The sequence below is a fragment of the Bradyrhizobium sp. 195 genome, from assembly GCF_023101665.1.
Lineage (GTDB): Bacteria > Pseudomonadota > Alphaproteobacteria > Rhizobiales > Xanthobacteraceae > Bradyrhizobium.
Genome location: NZ_CP082161.1, coordinates 5,719,965 through 5,736,182 on the forward strand (window position 1 = coordinate 5,719,965; position 16,218 = coordinate 5,736,182).

16 protein-coding genes and 1 pseudogene are annotated in these 16,218 nt (G+C 64.8%); 5 read left to right on the top strand and 12 right to left on the bottom strand.

Annotated features, from left to right (window positions below; all coding sequences use genetic code 11):
* Nucleotides 1–134: 134 nt before the first annotated feature.
* Nucleotides 135–1,790 (bottom strand): fumarate hydratase, encoded by a 1,656-nt coding sequence (locus IVB26_RS26895; RefSeq protein ID WP_247968145.1) that lies wholly within the window; start codon nt 1,788–1,790, stop codon nt 135–137.
* A gap of 212 nt (nt 1,791–2,002) precedes the next feature.
* Between IVB26_RS26895 and IVB26_RS26900 the strand changes: the two genes are divergently transcribed.
* From IVB26_RS26900 to IVB26_RS26915, 3 genes are all read left to right on the top strand, one after another.
* Nucleotides 2,003–2,476 (top strand): hypothetical protein, encoded by a 474-nt coding sequence (locus IVB26_RS26900; RefSeq protein WP_246929008.1) that lies wholly within the window; start codon nt 2,003–2,005, stop codon nt 2,474–2,476.
* 314 nt (nt 2,477–2,790) lie between these two features.
* A complete protein-coding gene (locus IVB26_RS26905; RefSeq protein WP_018321873.1) occupies nt 2,791–2,964 on the top strand; it encodes a hypothetical protein in 174 nt (57 codons plus the stop codon).
* A gap of 465 nt (nt 2,965–3,429) precedes the next feature.
* On the top strand, nt 3,430–4,104 hold the full coding sequence (locus IVB26_RS26915) for a methyltransferase family protein (protein WP_247968146.1): 675 nt from the start codon (nt 3,430–3,432) through the stop codon (nt 4,102–4,104).
* Nucleotides 4,105–4,198: 94 nt separating this feature from the next.
* Here IVB26_RS26915 and IVB26_RS26920 read toward each other — a convergent pair whose 3' ends face one another.
* The 10 genes from IVB26_RS26920 to flgB form a co-directional block, all read right to left on the bottom strand.
* Nucleotides 4,199–4,906, bottom strand: coding sequence for a glutathione S-transferase (locus tag IVB26_RS26920; RefSeq protein WP_247968147.1), 708 nt, complete (start codon nt 4,904–4,906; stop codon nt 4,199–4,201).
* A gap of 205 nt (nt 4,907–5,111) precedes the next feature.
* Nucleotides 5,112–5,792, bottom strand: coding sequence for a lectin (locus tag IVB26_RS26925; protein ID WP_247968148.1), 681 nt, complete (start codon nt 5,790–5,792; stop codon nt 5,112–5,114).
* A gap of 144 nt (nt 5,793–5,936) precedes the next feature.
* Nucleotides 5,937–6,944, bottom strand: a complete 1,008-nt coding sequence (locus tag IVB26_RS26930) for a Tim44 domain-containing protein (protein ID WP_247968149.1) — start codon at nt 6,942–6,944, stop codon at nt 5,937–5,939.
* Between the two features lie 282 nt (nt 6,945–7,226).
* A complete protein-coding gene (gene cckA, locus IVB26_RS26935; protein ID WP_247968150.1) occupies nt 7,227–9,806 on the bottom strand; it encodes a cell cycle histidine kinase CckA in 2,580 nt (859 codons plus the stop codon).
* Between the two features lie 154 nt (nt 9,807–9,960).
* Complete coding sequence (gene flhB, locus IVB26_RS26940) at nt 9,961–11,040, bottom strand: flagellar biosynthesis protein FlhB (protein ID WP_247968151.1); 1,080 nt, start codon at nt 11,038–11,040, stop codon at nt 9,961–9,963.
* Nucleotides 11,041–11,044: 4 nt separating this feature from the next.
* Complete coding sequence (gene fliR, locus IVB26_RS26945; protein WP_247968152.1) at nt 11,045–11,821, bottom strand: flagellar biosynthetic protein FliR; 777 nt, start codon at nt 11,819–11,821, stop codon at nt 11,045–11,047.
* A 17-nt stretch (nt 11,822–11,838) separates the two neighbouring features.
* A complete protein-coding gene (fliQ, locus tag IVB26_RS26950; protein ID WP_018321865.1) occupies nt 11,839–12,102 on the bottom strand; it encodes a flagellar biosynthesis protein FliQ in 264 nt (87 codons plus the stop codon).
* Nucleotides 12,103–12,279: 177 nt separating this feature from the next.
* Entirely contained in the window at nt 12,280–12,594 is a 315-nt protein-coding gene (gene fliE, locus IVB26_RS26955) for a flagellar hook-basal body complex protein FliE (protein WP_247968153.1), read from the bottom strand.
* 16 nt (nt 12,595–12,610) lie between these two features.
* Nucleotides 12,611–13,036, bottom strand: a complete 426-nt coding sequence (gene flgC, locus IVB26_RS26960; RefSeq protein ID WP_246931033.1) for a flagellar basal body rod protein FlgC — start codon at nt 13,034–13,036, stop codon at nt 12,611–12,613.
* 40 nt (nt 13,037–13,076) lie between these two features.
* The gene (flgB, locus tag IVB26_RS26965) at nt 13,077–13,481 is read right to left on the bottom strand and encodes a flagellar basal body rod protein FlgB (protein ID WP_246931034.1); all 405 of its coding nucleotides are present in this window, start codon (nt 13,479–13,481) and stop codon (nt 13,077–13,079) included.
* Nucleotides 13,482–13,834: 353 nt separating this feature from the next.
* On the opposite strand from flgB, the gene IVB26_RS26970 reads away from it, so the two are divergent.
* Together IVB26_RS26970 and fliP are read left to right on the top strand one after the other, a co-directional pair.
* Nucleotides 13,835–14,809 carry a flagellar biosynthetic protein FliO gene (locus IVB26_RS26970; protein WP_247968154.1) on the top strand — a complete coding sequence of 325 codons (975 nt, stop codon included), beginning with the start codon at nt 13,835–13,837 and terminating at the stop codon, nt 14,807–14,809.
* On the top strand, nt 14,806–15,564 hold the full coding sequence (gene fliP / locus IVB26_RS26975) for a flagellar type III secretion system pore protein FliP (protein WP_247968155.1): 759 nt from the start codon (nt 14,806–14,808) through the stop codon (nt 15,562–15,564). The genes IVB26_RS26970 and fliP overlap by 4 nt, the downstream gene beginning before the upstream one ends.
* Nucleotides 15,565–15,767: 203 nt before the next feature.
* Here the strand turns inward: fliP and IVB26_RS26980 are convergent.
* Nucleotides 15,768–16,041 (bottom strand): annotated as a pseudogene (locus IVB26_RS26980) (GIY-YIG nuclease family protein).
* Nucleotides 16,042–16,218 lie beyond the last annotated feature (177 nt).

Below are 16,218 nucleotides of genomic sequence, written 5' to 3' on the forward strand. Positions count from 1 at the left end.
ACGCCCCGCTCTCGTGTCCCGGACGCGACGCGGCACGCAGTGACGCGGCGCAGAGCCGGGACCCATGCCGCTACGATGGACCCCGGATCAGCAGCGCAGCATTTCATGCTGCGCAGCATCCGGGGAACGTCGCCTCAGCCCAAATTCAACTCCTTGAAGAAGTCGTTGCCCTTGTCGTCGACGATGATGAACGCCGGGAAGTCGACGACTTCGATGCGCCAGATCGCCTCCATGCCGAGCTCGGGATATTCGAGCACTTCGACCTTCTTGATGCAGTGCTCGGCGAGGTTCGCCGCGGCGCCGCCGATCGAGCCGAGATAGAAGCCGCCATATTTCTTGCAGGCCTCGCGCACGGCGGGGGCGCGATTGCCCTTGGCCACCATCACCATCGAGCCGCCGGCGGCCTGGAACTGGTCGACGAAGGAATCCATGCGGCCCGCGGTGGTCGGACCGAACGCACCGGAGGCGTAGCCCTCGGGCGTCTTGGCGGGGCCGGCGTAGTAGACCGGATGGTTCTTGAAATAGTCCGGCAGCGGCTCACCCTTCTCCAGCCGCTCGCGCAGCTTGGCGTGGGCGCTATCGCGCGCGACGATCATGGTGCCGGTCATCGAGACCCGCGTCTTGATCGGATGCTTCGAGAACGTCGCCAGGATGTCCTTCATCGGCTGGTTGAGGTCGATCTTGACGACCTCGCCGCCGAGCGCCTCTTCGACCTCAGGCAGATATTGCGCCGGGTTGTGCTCGAGCTCTTCAAGATAGACGCCGTCCCTGGTGATCTTGCCGAGCACCTGACGGTCGGCCGAGCAGGACACGCCAAGCCCGATCGGGAGCGATGCGCCGTGACGCGGCATGCGGATCACGCGCACGTCGTGGCAGAAATATTTGCCGCCGAACTGCGCGCCGACACCCAGCGACTGCGTCATCTTGTGGATTTCCTTCTCCATCTCGACGTCGCGGAAGGCGTTGCCGTCAGGCGAGCCGTGGGTCGGCAGCGCATCGAGATAGCGCGCGGAGGCGAGCTTCACCGTCTTCATGCAGAGCTCGGCCGAGGTGCCGCCGATCACGATCGCGAGGTGATAGGGCGGGCACGCCGCGGTGCCGAGGGTGAGGATCTTCTCCTTCAGGAAGGCAAGCAGCCGGTCCTTGGTCAGCACCGACGGCGTAGCTTGAAACAGGAAGCTCTTGTTGGCGGAGCCGCCGCCCTTCGCCATGAACATGAACTTGTAGGCGTCATCGCCCTCGGCGTAGATCTCGCACTGCGCCGGCATGTTGTTGGCGGTGTTCTTCTCCTCGTACATCGAGAGCGGCGCCACTTGCGAATAGCGCAGATTGCGGCGCAGGTACGCATCGCGCGCGCCTTCCGACAGGGCCGCCTCGTCGTCGCCGTCGGTGATGACGTTGCAGCCCTTCTTGCCCATGATGATCGCGGTGCCGGTGTCCTGGCACATCGGCAGCACGCCGCCGGCGGCGATGTTGGCGTTCTTCAAAAAGTCCAGCGCGACGAACTTGTCGTTAGGGCTCGCCTCGCCGTCCTCCAGGATGGCGCGGAGCTGCTTCAGGTGGCCCGGCCGCAGGTAATGGTTGATGTCGCCGAAAGCCGCCTCCGACAGCGCGCGCAGCGCCTCGCGCGACACCACCAGCATGTCTTTCCCCAGGACCTTCTCGACCCGCACGCCCTCGGCCGTGATCTTCTTGTAGGGCGTCTCGTCCTTGCCCAGCGGGAACAGCGGGGTGTGCTTGTAGGGCGGAACGGGTTTTGACGGGTCGGGAAAGGCGGTGGGAGCGTTCATGGGGCGAATCTCGGGGTTTTGGGGCCACGCGCGGGCCCTCGCGTAGAAGCGTTCTAAGCCCATTTTGGACGGAAAAGGAAGGGACCGGTACGCATGAGAGAGGGCGGCCAGGGTTTGGGAAGGCATTGGCGCAGCACGTGGAAAGGCCAGGCCCGACCCTTGCGCTTCGCGTCCGCCGACGCTTGAATGCGCCCCATAAGGGGCTTTTCATCATGACATTGAAACTGAACGTCCGCGGCGCGATCCTGGTCGCCGCCGCCATCACCGGTCTCGTGACCCTCGCCTCGCCTGCGCGGGCCGACCGCTGCGACGACAGCGCCAAGGAGCTGGCGAACCAGGTCGATCGCCTCAAGGTGAATTTCCGGGCCGCGAACACCGTCTATCTGACGCACCCGGCAGCCAAGGAGCTGTCCGTCGGCTGCCGCGGCGACAAATATTCCATCGAGCTCTATGCCAAGGGTGATCGCAAGCCCACGCCGGAGTTCTATGCGCTGGTCGGGTCGATGGCGGCGATCGTCTTCACCGTGACGAAGGACGACACCACGACGGGCGCAACGCGCTGCCTCAAGCGGATGGGGCTGTTGCGCGGCGACAAGATCAGCATGCGCTATCGGCGGCTCAACATGGAATGCACCCGCACCAAGAAGGATGCATCGATCGCCATCACGCGTGGCAAGGACGAATAGACGGGGGGACCGCCGTCGTTCTTGCTGCGGATACCGTGCACGTGTGGCGCGACGCAGCTCGCCAAGGACTCCGTCATTGCGAGCGAAGCGAAGCAATCCAGAAATCTCTCCGCGGATGGATTCTGGATTGCTTCGTCGCAGGTGCTCCTCGCAATGACGAGGAGAGGTTCGTGATCGCCCTCTTACAGCGTGGATGACGAGCAACAACAGCGCACCTTACCGCACCAGATCCCTCGCATTTTAACGATTGCCTTGAAGGAATTTTCGCTCCTCGCAGCGCAGGTTGAATTGCTTCCATGTGTGAGGATTTGCGGATGAAGGTTTCTACCGTTGCGCCGCCGCCGATCGCGATCGTGGTTCCGAGCTACGACACGACCAAGCAGCAGGACGACCAGACCAAGACCAAGGACGCCGACCCGACCTACAAGCCGCAGCCGCCCGCGCCGCTGCCGCCGGGTCAGGGCACGCGGATCGATCAGCTCGCCTGATCGATCCTCTCGAAGACGGATCGCCCAATTCGGTCGATCCGGCCTGTTGCGCGTCCCGGCCGCATCCTTGCCGGATCAATATCATGCGCGCCCCGGGGCCCTGCGCATGATCGCACGACTGCCGTTGCCGAACACGATCTTGGTCCGCACATCCCGCCACGCCTCGGCAATGTCCTCGTTCGCGCACACTGACGCCGACCGAGCTGCGCGTCTTCCTGTCCATTGTCGAGATCGGCGGTGTTCCCGACGTGGCCAGAAGCATGGGCCTCGCCGGAACTATCAAAACCCATCTCGCCCGGAATCTTCGCCAAGACCGGAACCAAACGACATGCGGATCTGGTTCGGCTCGTGCTGCCTTCACGCCATCGATCAAGGCCTGACCGCAATCGCTGTCGCGTCCCGGCCGCATGTTTGCCGGAAACAAATGCGATCAATGCACCGGCGTGGGATAGAACAAGATCGACAATGATCGCCAAACTGCTGCTGCAGAACACGATCACCACCGTCGCGATGGGCGCGCTGCTGTTCGCGTCCGCAGGGACCTTGCGCTGGCCCTCGGCCTGGGTGTTCCTCGCAACATGCACCCTGCTCGGTCCGCTCTGCGGCTGGTGGCTCTACCGGATCGATCCGGCGCTGCTCGCCGAGCGTCTGCGGCCGGTCCTGCAGAAGGGCCAGCCCGCCGCGGACAAGGTGTTCATGAGCGTCTTCGTCGTTGCGATGCTGGTCTGGCTGGTGCTGATAGGCGTCGACCGGCGCATGCAATGGTCCGACATGCCTGTCGCGTTGCAGGCAGCCGGCTTCGCGCTGTTCCTGCTCTCGACGCTGTTCACACTCTGGGTATTCCGCGAGAACTCGTTCGCTGCCCCCGTGGTGAAGCTGCAAGCCGAGCGCGCGCAACGCGTGATCTCGAGCGGCCCCTACGCCCATGTGCGTCATCCCATGTATAGCGGCATGATCCTGTTCTTTGCCGGCGTGCCGCTGCTGCTGGGCTCGTGGTGGGGACTTCTGATGGTCCCGATCCTGGTCCTCTTGTTCGCGATCCGCATCGGCATAGAGGAACGCACCTTGCGCGATGGCCTGCCGGGCTATGCCGACTACGCCGCACGGGTGCGCTATCGCCTGGTGCCAGGCGTCTGGTGAGAGCGCCCCGCTCTCCCTGCATCTCACGGCTAAAATTTTTTGTCTTGACGCGTTTTCTTAACGCGAAGCGGTATCCACTTCGCTCGAAAACGCTCTAGCCGTCCAACTCGCGATAGCGGCGAAAAATGCCCTGCTCGTTGAAGGGAATGCGGCGCCGGCTCTCCAGATAGGCCTTGATGTTCGGCCGCGCAGCGACCCGATCATGCAGGCTGACGAGGCCCGAAATGTCTGCCTCGAACGCCGTCATGCGCTTGGGGAAGGCATAACGCAGCCCCGCGACGATCTGGAACAACGACAGATCGACATAGGTCAGCCTGCGGCCGGTGACGTAGGCGCCGCCATTCTCGTTGAGAAGCTGCTCGAAATAGCCGAGATATTTCGGCACGCGCTCGCTCCAGAAATCGGCGGTGCGCTTCTTCGCCGGCGGCTTCTGGTCCTCGTAATAGAGCGAGGGCCCGAGCGGATGATGGGTGTCGTGGATCTCGACCACGAGGTCGCTGATGGTGAGCTGAAGCTGGTGCACCCAGAGCCGGCCGGCCTCCGTCTTGGGCGCAAGCCCATGACGGGCGCCGAGATAGAGCAGGATATTGGCGGTCTGGCCGATGACGAGCTTGCCCGCTTTCAGGAACGGCGGCGCAAAGGGCGGCGTACCCTTTTTCGCGTCCATCATCTTCATCATCGCAGCCGTCCCGCGCGCTCCACGCGCGACGTCCGCATAAGCGGCTCCCGCCTCCTCCAGCGCCAGTCGCACATATTCGCCGCGGCCCTGGATCTCGGGCCAGTAGTAGAGCTCGTATTTCATGAGAGAGGTCCGTGAACGTGAACGCGTACGGACCAATGTAGCATGCGGCTCGAGGTTCCGTCAGAGTGAGACGGAGCGTTCGCGCAACCCGCTCGTCATTGCGAGCGCAGCGAAGCAATCCAGACGGCCTCTGCGGAAAGACTCTGGATTGCTTCGTCGCTTCGCTCCTCGCAATGACGAGCGGAAAGAGCTTCGCGCGCTTAACTCAATTCGCGGCAAAACAATACAGCAAGCCGTCGCCGCCGGTGCTCTTCAGATCGGCCTGCGAGCAGCCGCCCTCGGAACCGCGCGAGGGGTGCGAGCTATTCCAGGACTTCGACGGTTCGTCGTCGCGCAGACCTCGCCGATCGGCATGGCCGACGACCGCGGCGCCTTGCGTGCTCGACGTCCAGTTCTTGCAGGTCTTGTCGTCACCGGCGGCGAACGCGGTGCCGTCGGGTTGCGTTCCCGTCAGGATGTCGTGCCGGTTCGGCGTATCGCCGGCGCCGTTGATGACCTCCCCTTTCTCACTGAGCGCCGTCTGCTTGGTAAGGTTGTTGGCCGCGCCGTGCAGCTCGGCAACGTCCTTGGCGACCACCGTGCCCTTGGCGTTCTGCCACGGCCCCTTGCCGATGCGGTCCTTGGCGTTGACGGCCGGCTTGCCGTCGGCGGCCTGCGTCGAGAGATAGGCGCGCCAGGTCTTGGCGCCGGCGCCGCCGGCCTGCGCGAGCTTCTGGCATTGCGCGTCGGCGCCCTCGAGCCCGCCGAGATCGGCGCCCTTGCCCGGACCGCTGGAGGTCACGAAGAACGTCATGTCGGCCGACTGCGCTTGCGCCGATGGCGTCGCCAGTAAGGCCATTGCCAGTGCAAGGCCTGAAATCGTCACGGTTCTCTCGATGCGGATCATGTTGTCCTCCCGTTGTGCTTGTCGTTGGCCGCCTGATTTCAACCCGTCGCGCGCCTGCTTATTCCGATGCGGCGATGCGAGACGCCGAAAAGAAAAAGGCGCCGTGCGGAAGCACGACGCCCTGGTTTCTCATGCCGCTTGCGATCAGTTGGTCTGCTGGATCGCCGACAATTCCCAGCCGCTGCCGGGCCGCCGGGCAAACGTCCAGACCTCGGTGACTTCGCCCGGCTGCTCGCTGCCGGCGACGACCGTGCCGCTGTTGCGGTCCAGCGTCTTGTCGGTGAGCGCAAAGCGCAGCGCCACCGTGGCGTAGTCGGTCTCGCCTTCGCGCCAGGCTTCGGCGAGGTCGCCCTGCAGCAGCTTGACGTCGGTCACCTTGTTGACGACGTTGCGCGCGCGGTTCTGGCCGAGGTCCTGCTCGAAATAGGAGACCATCTCCGGGGTCGCGAGCGTGTGCAGCTTAGCCACGTCCTCGTTCGACCAGGCGGCCTGGATATCCCCGAGCAGTCGCTCGAACGATTCGTAATCGTCCGGCTTGATCTCGAGCGGCGCGTTATTGGCATTGGCGCCGAAGCCGAAGCCACCAAGACCTCCACCGAGGCCGCTGCGCTGGTTCGGCTGCGGTCCGGAAGCTGCCCCTGCGTCGGCATTGGCGTAGGCCGCCTGCGGCGTGTGACGGCGCTGCCACCAGGACATTGCCAGCCGCACCACCAGCACCACGAGCACGATCTGGATGATCAGACCAAGGATCGAGGACAGGCCGCCGAGACCGCCGAACAGGCCGCCGCCGAACAGCATGCCGAGCAGGCCGGCGCCGAGGAAGCCGGCCGCCAGGCCGCCCATGAAGCCGCCGGCGCGGCCGAACAGGCCACCGCGCGCAGGCGCGGACGCAGCCGAGTTCATGCCTGCACCCGGCTGGGTGTAGGTGCGGTTGAATTGCGAGGCCGATCCCGGCGCCGTCGTGGTCGAGGGCGGGGCCGAATAGGTGCGCGAGCCGCGTGAACCCGACGAGGAGCCGCCACCGACGCGCGCATCGGCGGACGAGATCGCCAGCGCAGTCGGCAGCGCAAGCGCCAGCACGACGGCGATCGTCTTGAAGAGATTGCGGGAGCGTAACGAGAACTTCATGTGCGTTTCCCAAATCCCCGGCATGGGGACATGCGCTTAAGATGGGCAGACTTCCCGAAAAGTGAAGCCGGTTTCGGAACCTGTGGCTGCGGCCCTCAGTCGCGGGGATGTGGTAAAAGCCCATATTTGACGCGGATTTGGCCGGAGGCTGGGGGAACCGTGGTCACGGGTTACCGGCGGTGTTAGTGGGTAAATTCCGCTTTTTCCTCGTCATTGCGAGGAGCCCTTGCGACGAAGCAATCCAGGCTCTTTCCGCGGGGACAGTCTGGATTGCTTCGTCGCTGCGCTCCTCGCAATGACGAAACCTCACCCCTGCTTGGTCATCGTCTCCTTCACCGCCGCCACTAGCTGGCTGAGTGTGAACGGCTTGGGCAGGAAGTCGAACTGCTGGCCTTCGGGCAGGCTCTTCTCGAAGGCGTCCTCGGCATAACCGGAGACGAAGATGAACTTGATGTCGGGATTCTTCTCCCGCATCGCCTTCAAAAGCGTCGGGCCGTCCATCTCGGGCATGACGACGTCGGAGACGACGAGATCGATCCCGCCGCTCTGCTCCTCCAGCACCTCCATGGCCTCGACGCCGTTCTCGGCTTCGACCACGGTGTAGCCGCGCGAGCGCAAACCACGTGCGTTCAGCGCGCGCAGGCCCTCTTCGTCCTCGACCAGCAGGATGGTGCCCTGCCCGGTGAGATCGGTCCGCGGCTTTGCTTCGACGGAAGCGGCGTCCTTGGCGGCGCCGTTGGTCGCGCTGACCGCAGCCGCCGGCTGCTCCACCTGCGCTTCAGGCTCGGCATGGTGGCGCGGCAGGAAGATGTGGAACGAGGTGCCCTGGCCCGGCTCGGAGTCCACGTAGATGAAACCGCCGGTCTGCTTGACGATGCCGTAGACCGTCGAAAGGCCGAGGCCAGTGCCTTTGCCCACTTCCTTGGTCGAGAAGAACGGCTCGAAAATCTTGTCGCGGATGTCGGCGGGGATGCCGGTGCCGGTGTCGGAGACCTCGATCCGGACATAGTCCGCGGCCGGCATGCCCTTGTAGGCGAGCTTGGCCGCTTCCTCAGTGGTGACGTTGGCGGTGCGGATGATCAGCTTGCCGCCGTCGGGCATGGCGTCGCGGGCGTTGACTGCGAGATTGACGATCACCTGCTCGAACTGGGAGACGTCGACCTTGACCGGCCAGAGATCGCGGCCGTGGATGATCTCGTGCTTGACCTTCTCGCCGATCAGGCGGCGCAGCAGCATTGCGAGATCGCTCAGGGCGTCGCCGAGATCGAGCACCTGCGGCCGCAGCGTCTGCCGCCGCGAGAACGCCAGCAATTGCCGCACCAGCGTCGCAGCGCGCGTCGCGTTCTGCTTGATCTGCATGATGTCCTGGAACGACGGATCGGTCGGCTTGTGCGCGTTCAGCAGGAAGTCGTTCGCCATCATGATGGCGGAGAGGACGTTGTTGAAGTCGTGGGCGATGCCGCCGGCGAGCTGGCCGACCGTCTCCATCTTCTGCGACTGGTTGATCTGGTTCTCCAGCGCGCGCCGCTCGGTGGTCTCGAGCATGTGCACGATGGCAGCTTCCGCGTCGTTTTCGGCCGAATCGACCGGTGTGACGAAGAACTGGCCCCAGCGCTCCTTGGTCCCTTCCAGCGCCACCTCGACCGGCGCGATGTCGGCCTGGCCTTCGGCGGCCTGGTTGATGGCCGCGATCAGGAGGTGCCGGTCGCGCGAATTGACCGCGCGGAAGATCGACTTGGAGGCACTGTCGAGCCCGAGGGCCTGTCCGAGCTTGGCATAGCGCGCATTGGCGCGGACGACATTGCCGCCACGATCGACGGTCGCGATCGCCATCGGCGTGTGGTCGAAGAAGCGCATGAAGCGCACTTCGGCGGCGCGGTCTGGATCGCTGCGCTCGTCGCGAGCCCGGCTGATCACCAGCGTGCGCGAGGGTCCCGGCGCGCCGTCGGCGCCGAAGGCGAGCTTGTGATAGAGCCGCACCGGCATGGTCTTGCCGGTGCGCATGCGCAGGTCGATGTCGAAGACCTCGGTCTTCACCTCGCCCGGCACCGCCACGATCGAGGTCAGCAGCGAGGCGCCGTCGCCGGAGACGATGTCGGTCAGCTTCAGGCCGCCAGAACCGATCTCGGCGAGGTCGTAGTCGAGCCAGTTCGCCAGCGTCGCGTTGACATAAGCGAGCTCGCCGGCCGGATTGACCGAGAAGAAGCCGCACGGCGCGTGATCGAGATATTCGATCGCATGCTGGAGCTCCTGGAACACGTCCTCCTGGCGCTCGCGGTCGCGGGTGATGTCGGCGATCGACCACACCGCGTATTTCGACTCGCGCTTGCCGGTCCCGAGCGGACGCACCCGCATGCGCAGCCAGCGGCCCTGGCTGCCGTCCTGGCCGGAGATGCGCACCTCTTCCTGCTGACGCTTGCCCTCGCGCGCGGCTTTCAGCAGCCGGAACACAGCTTCGGAGACATCGGGGTTGCCGATGAAGACGCGTTCCACCGGGCGCACGTCCTGCGGGCCGGCGGCCCCGGTCAGGGTCAGATAGGCGGCATTGGAATAGACCACGTGGCCGCGGGCATCGGTGACCGCCAGCCCGTCGAATCCATGATCGGCGATCCGCCCCACGACCGGATCATCGAGACTGCGGTCGGCGAAGCGGATGATGCCGGCGGCGAAGGCGAACAGGTTGAACAGGCCGACCATCGCCAGCACGGCAAGGATGCCGAGAATATAGGGCTGCGCCTGCGCGCGCCCGAGCGTCATCAGCCCGACGGCCACGGCGACGAGGCCGGCGGCTACCAGCAGCACCAGCGCAATGCTGCCCGAGCGCGGCGACGGCTCGTGCGCCGCAACGGGCTCGCGTGGCAGGTCGTGGTCGGTCTCGGCTGTCATCTCAAGCTGGCGCGGCCTGTCGGCAGAGAATCAACGCGCCACCGGGCGCGTAGGGTCCTCCCTGCCTGAATCGGACCCTGAGGTGCAAGGGCAGCAGAGGCGAAAGGTACGCTGATTCCCAGATTACGGCCATTTCCGGTACTTTTCAGGTGTTTTATCCTCGCCCCGCGCCGAATCCCTGCTTCAGCCGCATGACGTAGCCGATCACTTCGGCGACCGCATGATAGTGCTCGGTCGGGATTTCCTGGTCGATCTCGACGGTGGCGTAGAGCGCCCGGGCGAGCGGCACGTTCTCCACGATCGGGATGTCGTGCTCGCGCGCGATCTCCCGGATCTTGAAGGCGAGGTTGTCGACGCCCTTGGCAACGCAGATCGGAGCCGACATGCCGCGCTCGTAGGACAGCGCCACCGAATAGTGGGTCGGGTTGGTGATGATCACCGAGGCCTTGGGAACCGCCGCCATCATGCGCTTCTTGGAGCGCTGCTGGCGCAACTGCCTGAGCTTGCCCTTGATGTGCGGATCGCCTTCGGACTGCTTGAACTCTTCCTTGATTTCCTGCAGCGACATCTTCTGCCGCTGGAACCAGCTGCGGTACTGGAAGAAATAATCGGCGATGGCGATGACCGCGAGCGCCGCGACCACCGCGCCGAGCAGATGAATGGTCATGCTGGTGCTGGCGCCGAGCATGGCGGCCGGATCGAGCCTGACCATCGCCTCCATGCGATGCCGCTCCGGCCACAGGATCATGGTCATGACCACGCCGAGCAGCACCAGCTTGCCGATGCCTTTGAGAAAATTGGCCGCCGCCTGCTTGCCGAAGATGCGCTTGAAGCCGGCGCCGGGCGAGATCTTGCTGAACTTCGGCGTCAGGGATTCGGTCGACCAGACCAGGCGGTGCTGCAGCATATTGCCGGCAATCGCCGCCAGCACCAGCATCAACAACGGCACGCCGATCGCCGCAAGCAAGGCGAGTTCAATCTGCTGCATCAGCGCGAGCAGAGCCTTGCCGTCGGTCTTGATCATCCAGGAATTGGCGAGCAAATTGCGCATCGGCGTCAGCAGCCCGCTGCCCACCGAGCCCGAGAAGGTCGAGACCACGAGCGTGCCGCCCGCCATCATGAACCAGGTGTTGATCTCCTGGCTCTTGGCGACGTCGCCGCGTTCGAGCGCATCGTCCAGGCGCTTTTGCGTCGGGTCTTCTGTTTGACTCTCTGGATCGTTGTCTTCCGCCATCGATCTATCGTGACCTGAGCGGCATCAATTGGTGCATGACACCGATGAAGTAATCCAGATACGTGCCCATCATCGCCGTGAGCACCACGGCGAGCACCAGGAAGCCCGCGAAGATCGAGAGCGGCACACCGACGAAATAGACCTGCATCTGCGGCATCAGCCGTGCCAGCACGCCGAGCCCGATGTTGAAGACCAGGCCGAACACCAGGAACGGCCCCGAGAGCTGCAGGCCCAGGCGGAACGCGGCGGCAAAGGCGCGCGTCGCGAGCGAGGCGACATCGCCGCTCGACACGGTCTCGCCCGGCGAGAAGATCGTGTAGCTGTCGTTCAGCGCCGCGATCACCAGGTGATGGCTGTCGGTGGCAAACAGCAGCGTCACCCCCAGCATGGTCAGGAAGTTGCCGACCAGCACGCCCTGCTGGCCCTGCGTCGGATCGACCGAGGTGACGAAACCGAGCCCCATCTGCTGCGCGATCACCGAGCCCGCGACCTGGAGTGCCGACAGCGTCACGCGCGCGGTCGCGCCCAGCACGATGCCGATCGCAATCTCATGCAGCATGAGGACCAGGAGCGGCGCGAGCGAGCCCATGTCGACCTGGTAGGCGTTACGGTGCAGCGGCAGGATGATCAGGGTGAGCAGCAGCGCGATCGACAGCTTGATCCGCGTCGGAATATTGGTCTCGCCGAGGCCGGGCAGCAGCATCACCATTGCGCCGACCCGGGCGAAGGCGAGCATGAAGGAAGCGGCGAGCGCCGGCAGCAGCGAGACGTCGATGCGCATAATTGACGCATCTTGCCTCAGCCGCCGATGATTCGCGACGAGATCCGCAGCATGTGGGCGTGCAGCGCGTCGGCCATGAACGGCAGCGCCAGTAGCATCGTGGCAAAGATGGCCAGGATCTTCGGCACGTAGATCAGCGTCTGCTCCTGGATCTGCGTCAGCGCCTGGAACAGCGACACGATGACGCCTACCACCAGACCGACCACCATCAGGGGTGAGGACACGATCACGATGGTCCAGATCGCATCGCGCGCAACGTCGAGGGTTTCGGGGCCGGTCATTTGCAGAATTCCTTGTTCAAGTTTCATCCCCACCACCCCGGAGAGGATCGTCCGGCCCCTCCCCGTCATTGCGAGGAGCCCTTGCGACGAAGCAATCCAGACTGCCGCCGCGGAGGGATTTCTGGATTGCTTCGCTGCGCTCGCAATGACGACTGGGGCGAGCGCCAGCGCCCAAATTCAGATCGGCATCTTCATGATGTCCTCATACGCCGCGATCACGCGGTCGCGGACCGACACCAGCGTGGACACCGCGACGTCGGTGTCGGCGACCGCCGTGACCACGTCCATCACGTTGGCCTTGCCGGCGGCCATCGCCACTGTCTGCGCATCCGACTTGCGACCGGACTCCATGACGCTGCCGACGGCGTCCTTCAGCATCGAAGCAAAGGATTGCCCGCTGGCTTCGGTGCCTTTCCCGGCACCGGCACCGCTGTTCTCCAGCACCCGGGCAAGGTTGGCATAAGCATTGGCGGCGATTGTCGGTGATGCCATGGCTCAATTGTCCTGTTCAGCTCTTGAGAATGTCGAGGGTGCGCTGGATCATCCGGCGCGTCGCACTGATGATGTTGAGATTGGCCTCGTAGGACCGCTGCGCGTCGCGCATGTCGGTCATCTCGACCACCGAGTTCACGTTGGGATATTTGACGTTGCCGCTGGCGTCCGCGACCGGATTGCTCGGCTCGTATTTGACGCGGAAGTTCGACTGGTCGGGCTTGATCTTGCCGAGGGTGACGACCTGCGCGTCGAGCGTGCGGTCGAGCGCGGAGGAGAAGGTCGGAACCTTGCGGCGGTAGGGATCGCCGCCCGATGTCTGCGCGGTCGAATCCGCGTTCGCGATGTTTTCCGAGATCACCCGCATGCGGCCGGCTTGCGCCCGCAGACCGGAGGTCGCGATCGCCATCGAGCGGGCGAAGTCGCTGCTGTCATTGGCCATGATGCGCCTCTCCTAGCTGTTCTGTTCCCGGATCATGCGGCTAGCCCTTGCCGATGGCGGTCTTGAGCAGATGCAGGCTCTTCGAATAGAGCGAGGTCGCCGCCGCGTAGTCCATCTGGTTGCTGGCGGCCTTCATCATCTCCTCTTCGAGATTGACGGCATTGCCCGCGGGGCGGGTCTCGAAGCCCGCATTCTTGTTCTGGTCGAATCCGGATGCCGCGCCCGATGGCGTCATGTGAGAACCGCTGGTGCGGGCGAGTGCCAGGGGCCCCATCGAGCCCGTGACGGCCCCGGCCTTGTCGAGTTTCGGCTCGACCAGGTCGCGCGGCCGGAACTTGGGCGTGTCGGAATTGGAGACGTTCTCGGACAGGACGCGCTGGCGTTCCTGGTGCCACTGCATCTTGGTGCGAAGCGCCGACAGCACCGGGAGGTCGTTGATGGACATCGTCGCGGCTCCTTCCGCCTCCTGCGGACCTCTAAGGTCCGAAGCTAGGCAGAATTTGCCGCGTGTATGGTTAACAGCTGGTTAAGGACGTTCCCGACGCCTGTCCCCGCGTGGGACACAGATTTTGCGCCCCGTGATTCTACGCCTCCAAAAGTGGTATTAACCCAACCATTTGGCGGCGCATGCACAGGCCAAGAAGTCGTTTTGGATCGAGCGATTCATGGGTTATTAAGAGTTGGGGACGGCAAAACTTGCCGTGGGACGTTAAGAAATCGCAGTTTGGGGCATCGTAGGCCGGTGGTTGGCACATCCGACCATGGGAACGAGAACAGCGCCATTTGTCGGGGACAAGTATGCAAGGCAGCCCTATCACCTTCATCGTCGCGTTCATCGTCGTTCTGGCGTTGATCGGTGTCGCTGCTTGGCTGGTTCGCCGATTCGCCAGCAGCCGGCTCGGCGCCAACACCCAGCGCGGCAGGATGCCCCGGCTCGCCGTGATCGATGCCGCCGCGGTCGACGGCCGGCGCCGCCTGGTGCTGGTCCGGCGCGACAATGTCGAGCATCTCCTGATGATCGGCGGCCCCACCGACATCGTCGTCGAGCCCAACATCGTTCGCGCCGCGCATGGCCGCGACCAGCTCCCCCAGCGTCCCAACGCCCCCGAATCGCCGCGCCTTGCCCCCATGCCTGATGCCGGCGGCTGGGCCGACGAAGCGCCGCGGCCCGAACTGCTCGATCATCCCGAGCCGCAAATGCCCGAGCCGCCGCCGCGGCCCGCGCGCCCGTCGTTCGCCGACGAGGTGCGCCGGCCCGCTCCCGCGCTGGCCGAGCGCCGCAGCGAACCGCCAATGGGCGGCTTTCCGCCCGAGCCGATGGCGCCCCGTCCCGAGCGCGAACCGCGGCCCGAGCCGCTGCCGCCGCGCGCCCCGCGCAGCGAGCCGCCACTGATGCCCCGTCCGCCGCGCCAGAGCGAGCCGATGAAGATGCCGCCCGTGCGCGCCGAGCGCGCCCCTGCGCCGCCGCCTCCTCCGCCGGTGCCGCAAGCGCCGCCCGTGCCGTCGCCGGCGCCCGCCGCGAGCCCGTCGAGCGCCGAGCAGAACCTCGCGGAAATGGCCCAGCGGCTCGAGGCCGCGCTGCGCCGCCCCGCCGGCGAAACGGTCGCGCCTCCCGTCGCGCCGGAGCCGCCGGCCGCTCCCCCGCGGGCGGCTCGCAGCGAGCCGGCGGCGCCCCCGGCTCCGCCTCCGAAGCCGGCCGCGGAAAAGACCAGCTTTGAAAATCTCGAAGACGAGATGGCCTCGCTGCTCGGCCGTCCGAAGCCGTCTTCGTGAGGCTGCCGTCCCTCCCGCGTAGAGTTCTTTTCCTTTCTGTTCTGATCGGCGCGGCATCGGCAGCGATGCCGGCGCATGCGCAGGACATCAGCATCAATCTCGGCGGCGGCGCCGGCGGTGGCGGCGTCACCGAGCGCGCAATCCAGCTGATCGCGCTGCTCACCGTGCTGTCGATCGCGCCGTCGATCCTGATCATGATGACGTCGTTCACGCGCATCGTGGTCGTGCTGTCGCTGCTGCGCACCGCGTTGGGCACGGCAACCGCGCCGCCGAACTCGGTCATCATCGCGCTCGCGATGTTCCTCACCTTCTTCGTGATGGGGCCGGTGCTGCAGAAATCCTACGACGACGGCATCCGCCCGCTCGTCGCCAACCAGATCGGCGTCGAGGACGCGCTCCAGCGTGCCTCCGTCCCCTTGCGCGGCTTCATGCAGAAGAACGTGCGCGAGAAAGACCTCAAGCTGTTCCTGGACCTCTCGGGCGACCCGCCCCCGGCCACCCCCGATGATCTCGCACTTCGCATCCTCGTCCCCGCCTTCATGATCTCCGAACTGAAGCGCGCGTTCGAGATCGGCTTCCTGTTGTTCCTGCCCTTCCTGATCATCGACCTCGTCGTCGCCTCGGTCCTGATGTCTATGGGCATGATGATGCTACCCCCCGCAACGATCTCGCTGCCGTTCAAGCTGATCTTCTTCGTGCTGGTCGATGGCTGGTCGCTGGTGGCAGGAAGCCTGGTGCAGAGCTACGGGGGATGAGGGGCGATCTTCGGTAACTTTACCGCTGCGCATCCTCTCCGCTCTCCCGCAAAAGCCTCCCCGCCCTCCCCGTCATTGCGAGGAGCCCTTGCGACGAAGCAATCCAGAATCCCACCGCGGAAAGATTCCTGGATTGCTTCGCTGCGCTCGCAATGACGGAGGATGGAGCGACGGCTCGCCTGACAAATCTACAGCCTGCGCCGTCAGATCAGCGTGTCGTACAAATCCTGCCAGTCCGGATTGACGCTCTCTTGTCAGCCCGGCTGCCACCCTTGATCTGCTTCTCGCGCGTGATGGCGTCGATCATGGTGGCGTGCAGCTCGTACCAGACCAGCAGCTTGCAACCGTACTTGGACGAAAAGCCTTTCACCAAGCCTTCGCGAGCTCGAACGCACGGCGCGGCGGATTGGAGGTGACGCCGGCGTAGATCGTCCCGTTGCGGCGGTTAGCGAACATGTAGACGCAAGGCTGCTTCATGATCGTGCTCGGCTGAGGAACTTTACGATAACACAACCACCAGGTGAATGCGAGAAGCTCGGCGACAACGCGCTGGGATTTTCGCGCAACTCCCTCCCCGTCATTGCGAGGAGCTCTTGCGACGAAGCAATCCAGACTGCCACTAAGGAAAGATTCCTGGATTGCTTCGCTGCGCTC

Coding starts and splice junctions, on each gene's coding strand:
- IVB26_RS26970 (WP_247968154.1), top strand. CDS start 13,835: ATGCAAGGCAGCCCTATCACCTTCATCGTCGCGTTCATCGTCGTTCTG.
- IVB26_RS26900 (WP_246929008.1), top strand. CDS start 2,003: ATGACATTGAAACTGAACGTCCGCGGCGCGATCCTGGTCGCCGCCGCC.
- flgB (WP_246931034.1), bottom strand. CDS start 13,481: ATGTCCATCAACGACCTCCCGGTGCTGTCGGCGCTTCGCACCAAGATG.
- flhB (WP_247968151.1), bottom strand. CDS start 11,040: ATGGCGGAAGACAACGATCCAGAGAGTCAAACAGAAGACCCGACGCAA.
- IVB26_RS26895 (WP_247968145.1), bottom strand. CDS start 1,790: ATGAACGCTCCCACCGCCTTTCCCGACCCGTCAAAACCCGTTCCGCCC.
- fliQ (WP_018321865.1), bottom strand. CDS start 12,102: ATGACCGGCCCCGAAACCCTCGACGTTGCGCGCGATGCGATCTGGACC.
- cckA (WP_247968150.1), bottom strand. CDS start 9,806: ATGACAGCCGAGACCGACCACGACCTGCCACGCGAGCCCGTTGCGGCG.
- IVB26_RS26930 (WP_247968149.1), bottom strand. CDS start 6,944: ATGCCGGGGATTTGGGAAACGCACATGAAGTTCTCGTTACGCTCCCGC.
- fliR (WP_247968152.1), bottom strand. CDS start 11,821: ATGCGCATCGACGTCTCGCTGCTGCCGGCGCTCGCCGCTTCCTTCATG.
- IVB26_RS26920 (WP_247968147.1), bottom strand. CDS start 4,906: ATGAAATACGAGCTCTACTACTGGCCCGAGATCCAGGGCCGCGGCGAA.
- IVB26_RS26915 (WP_247968146.1), top strand. CDS start 3,430: ATGATCGCCAAACTGCTGCTGCAGAACACGATCACCACCGTCGCGATG.
- IVB26_RS26925 (WP_247968148.1), bottom strand. CDS start 5,792: ATGATCCGCATCGAGAGAACCGTGACGATTTCAGGCCTTGCACTGGCA.
- fliE (WP_247968153.1), bottom strand. CDS start 12,594: ATGGCATCACCGACAATCGCCGCCAATGCTTATGCCAACCTTGCCCGG.
- flgC (WP_246931033.1), bottom strand. CDS start 13,036: ATGGCCAATGACAGCAGCGACTTCGCCCGCTCGATGGCGATCGCGACC.
- IVB26_RS26905 (WP_018321873.1), top strand. CDS start 2,791: ATGAAGGTTTCTACCGTTGCGCCGCCGCCGATCGCGATCGTGGTTCCG.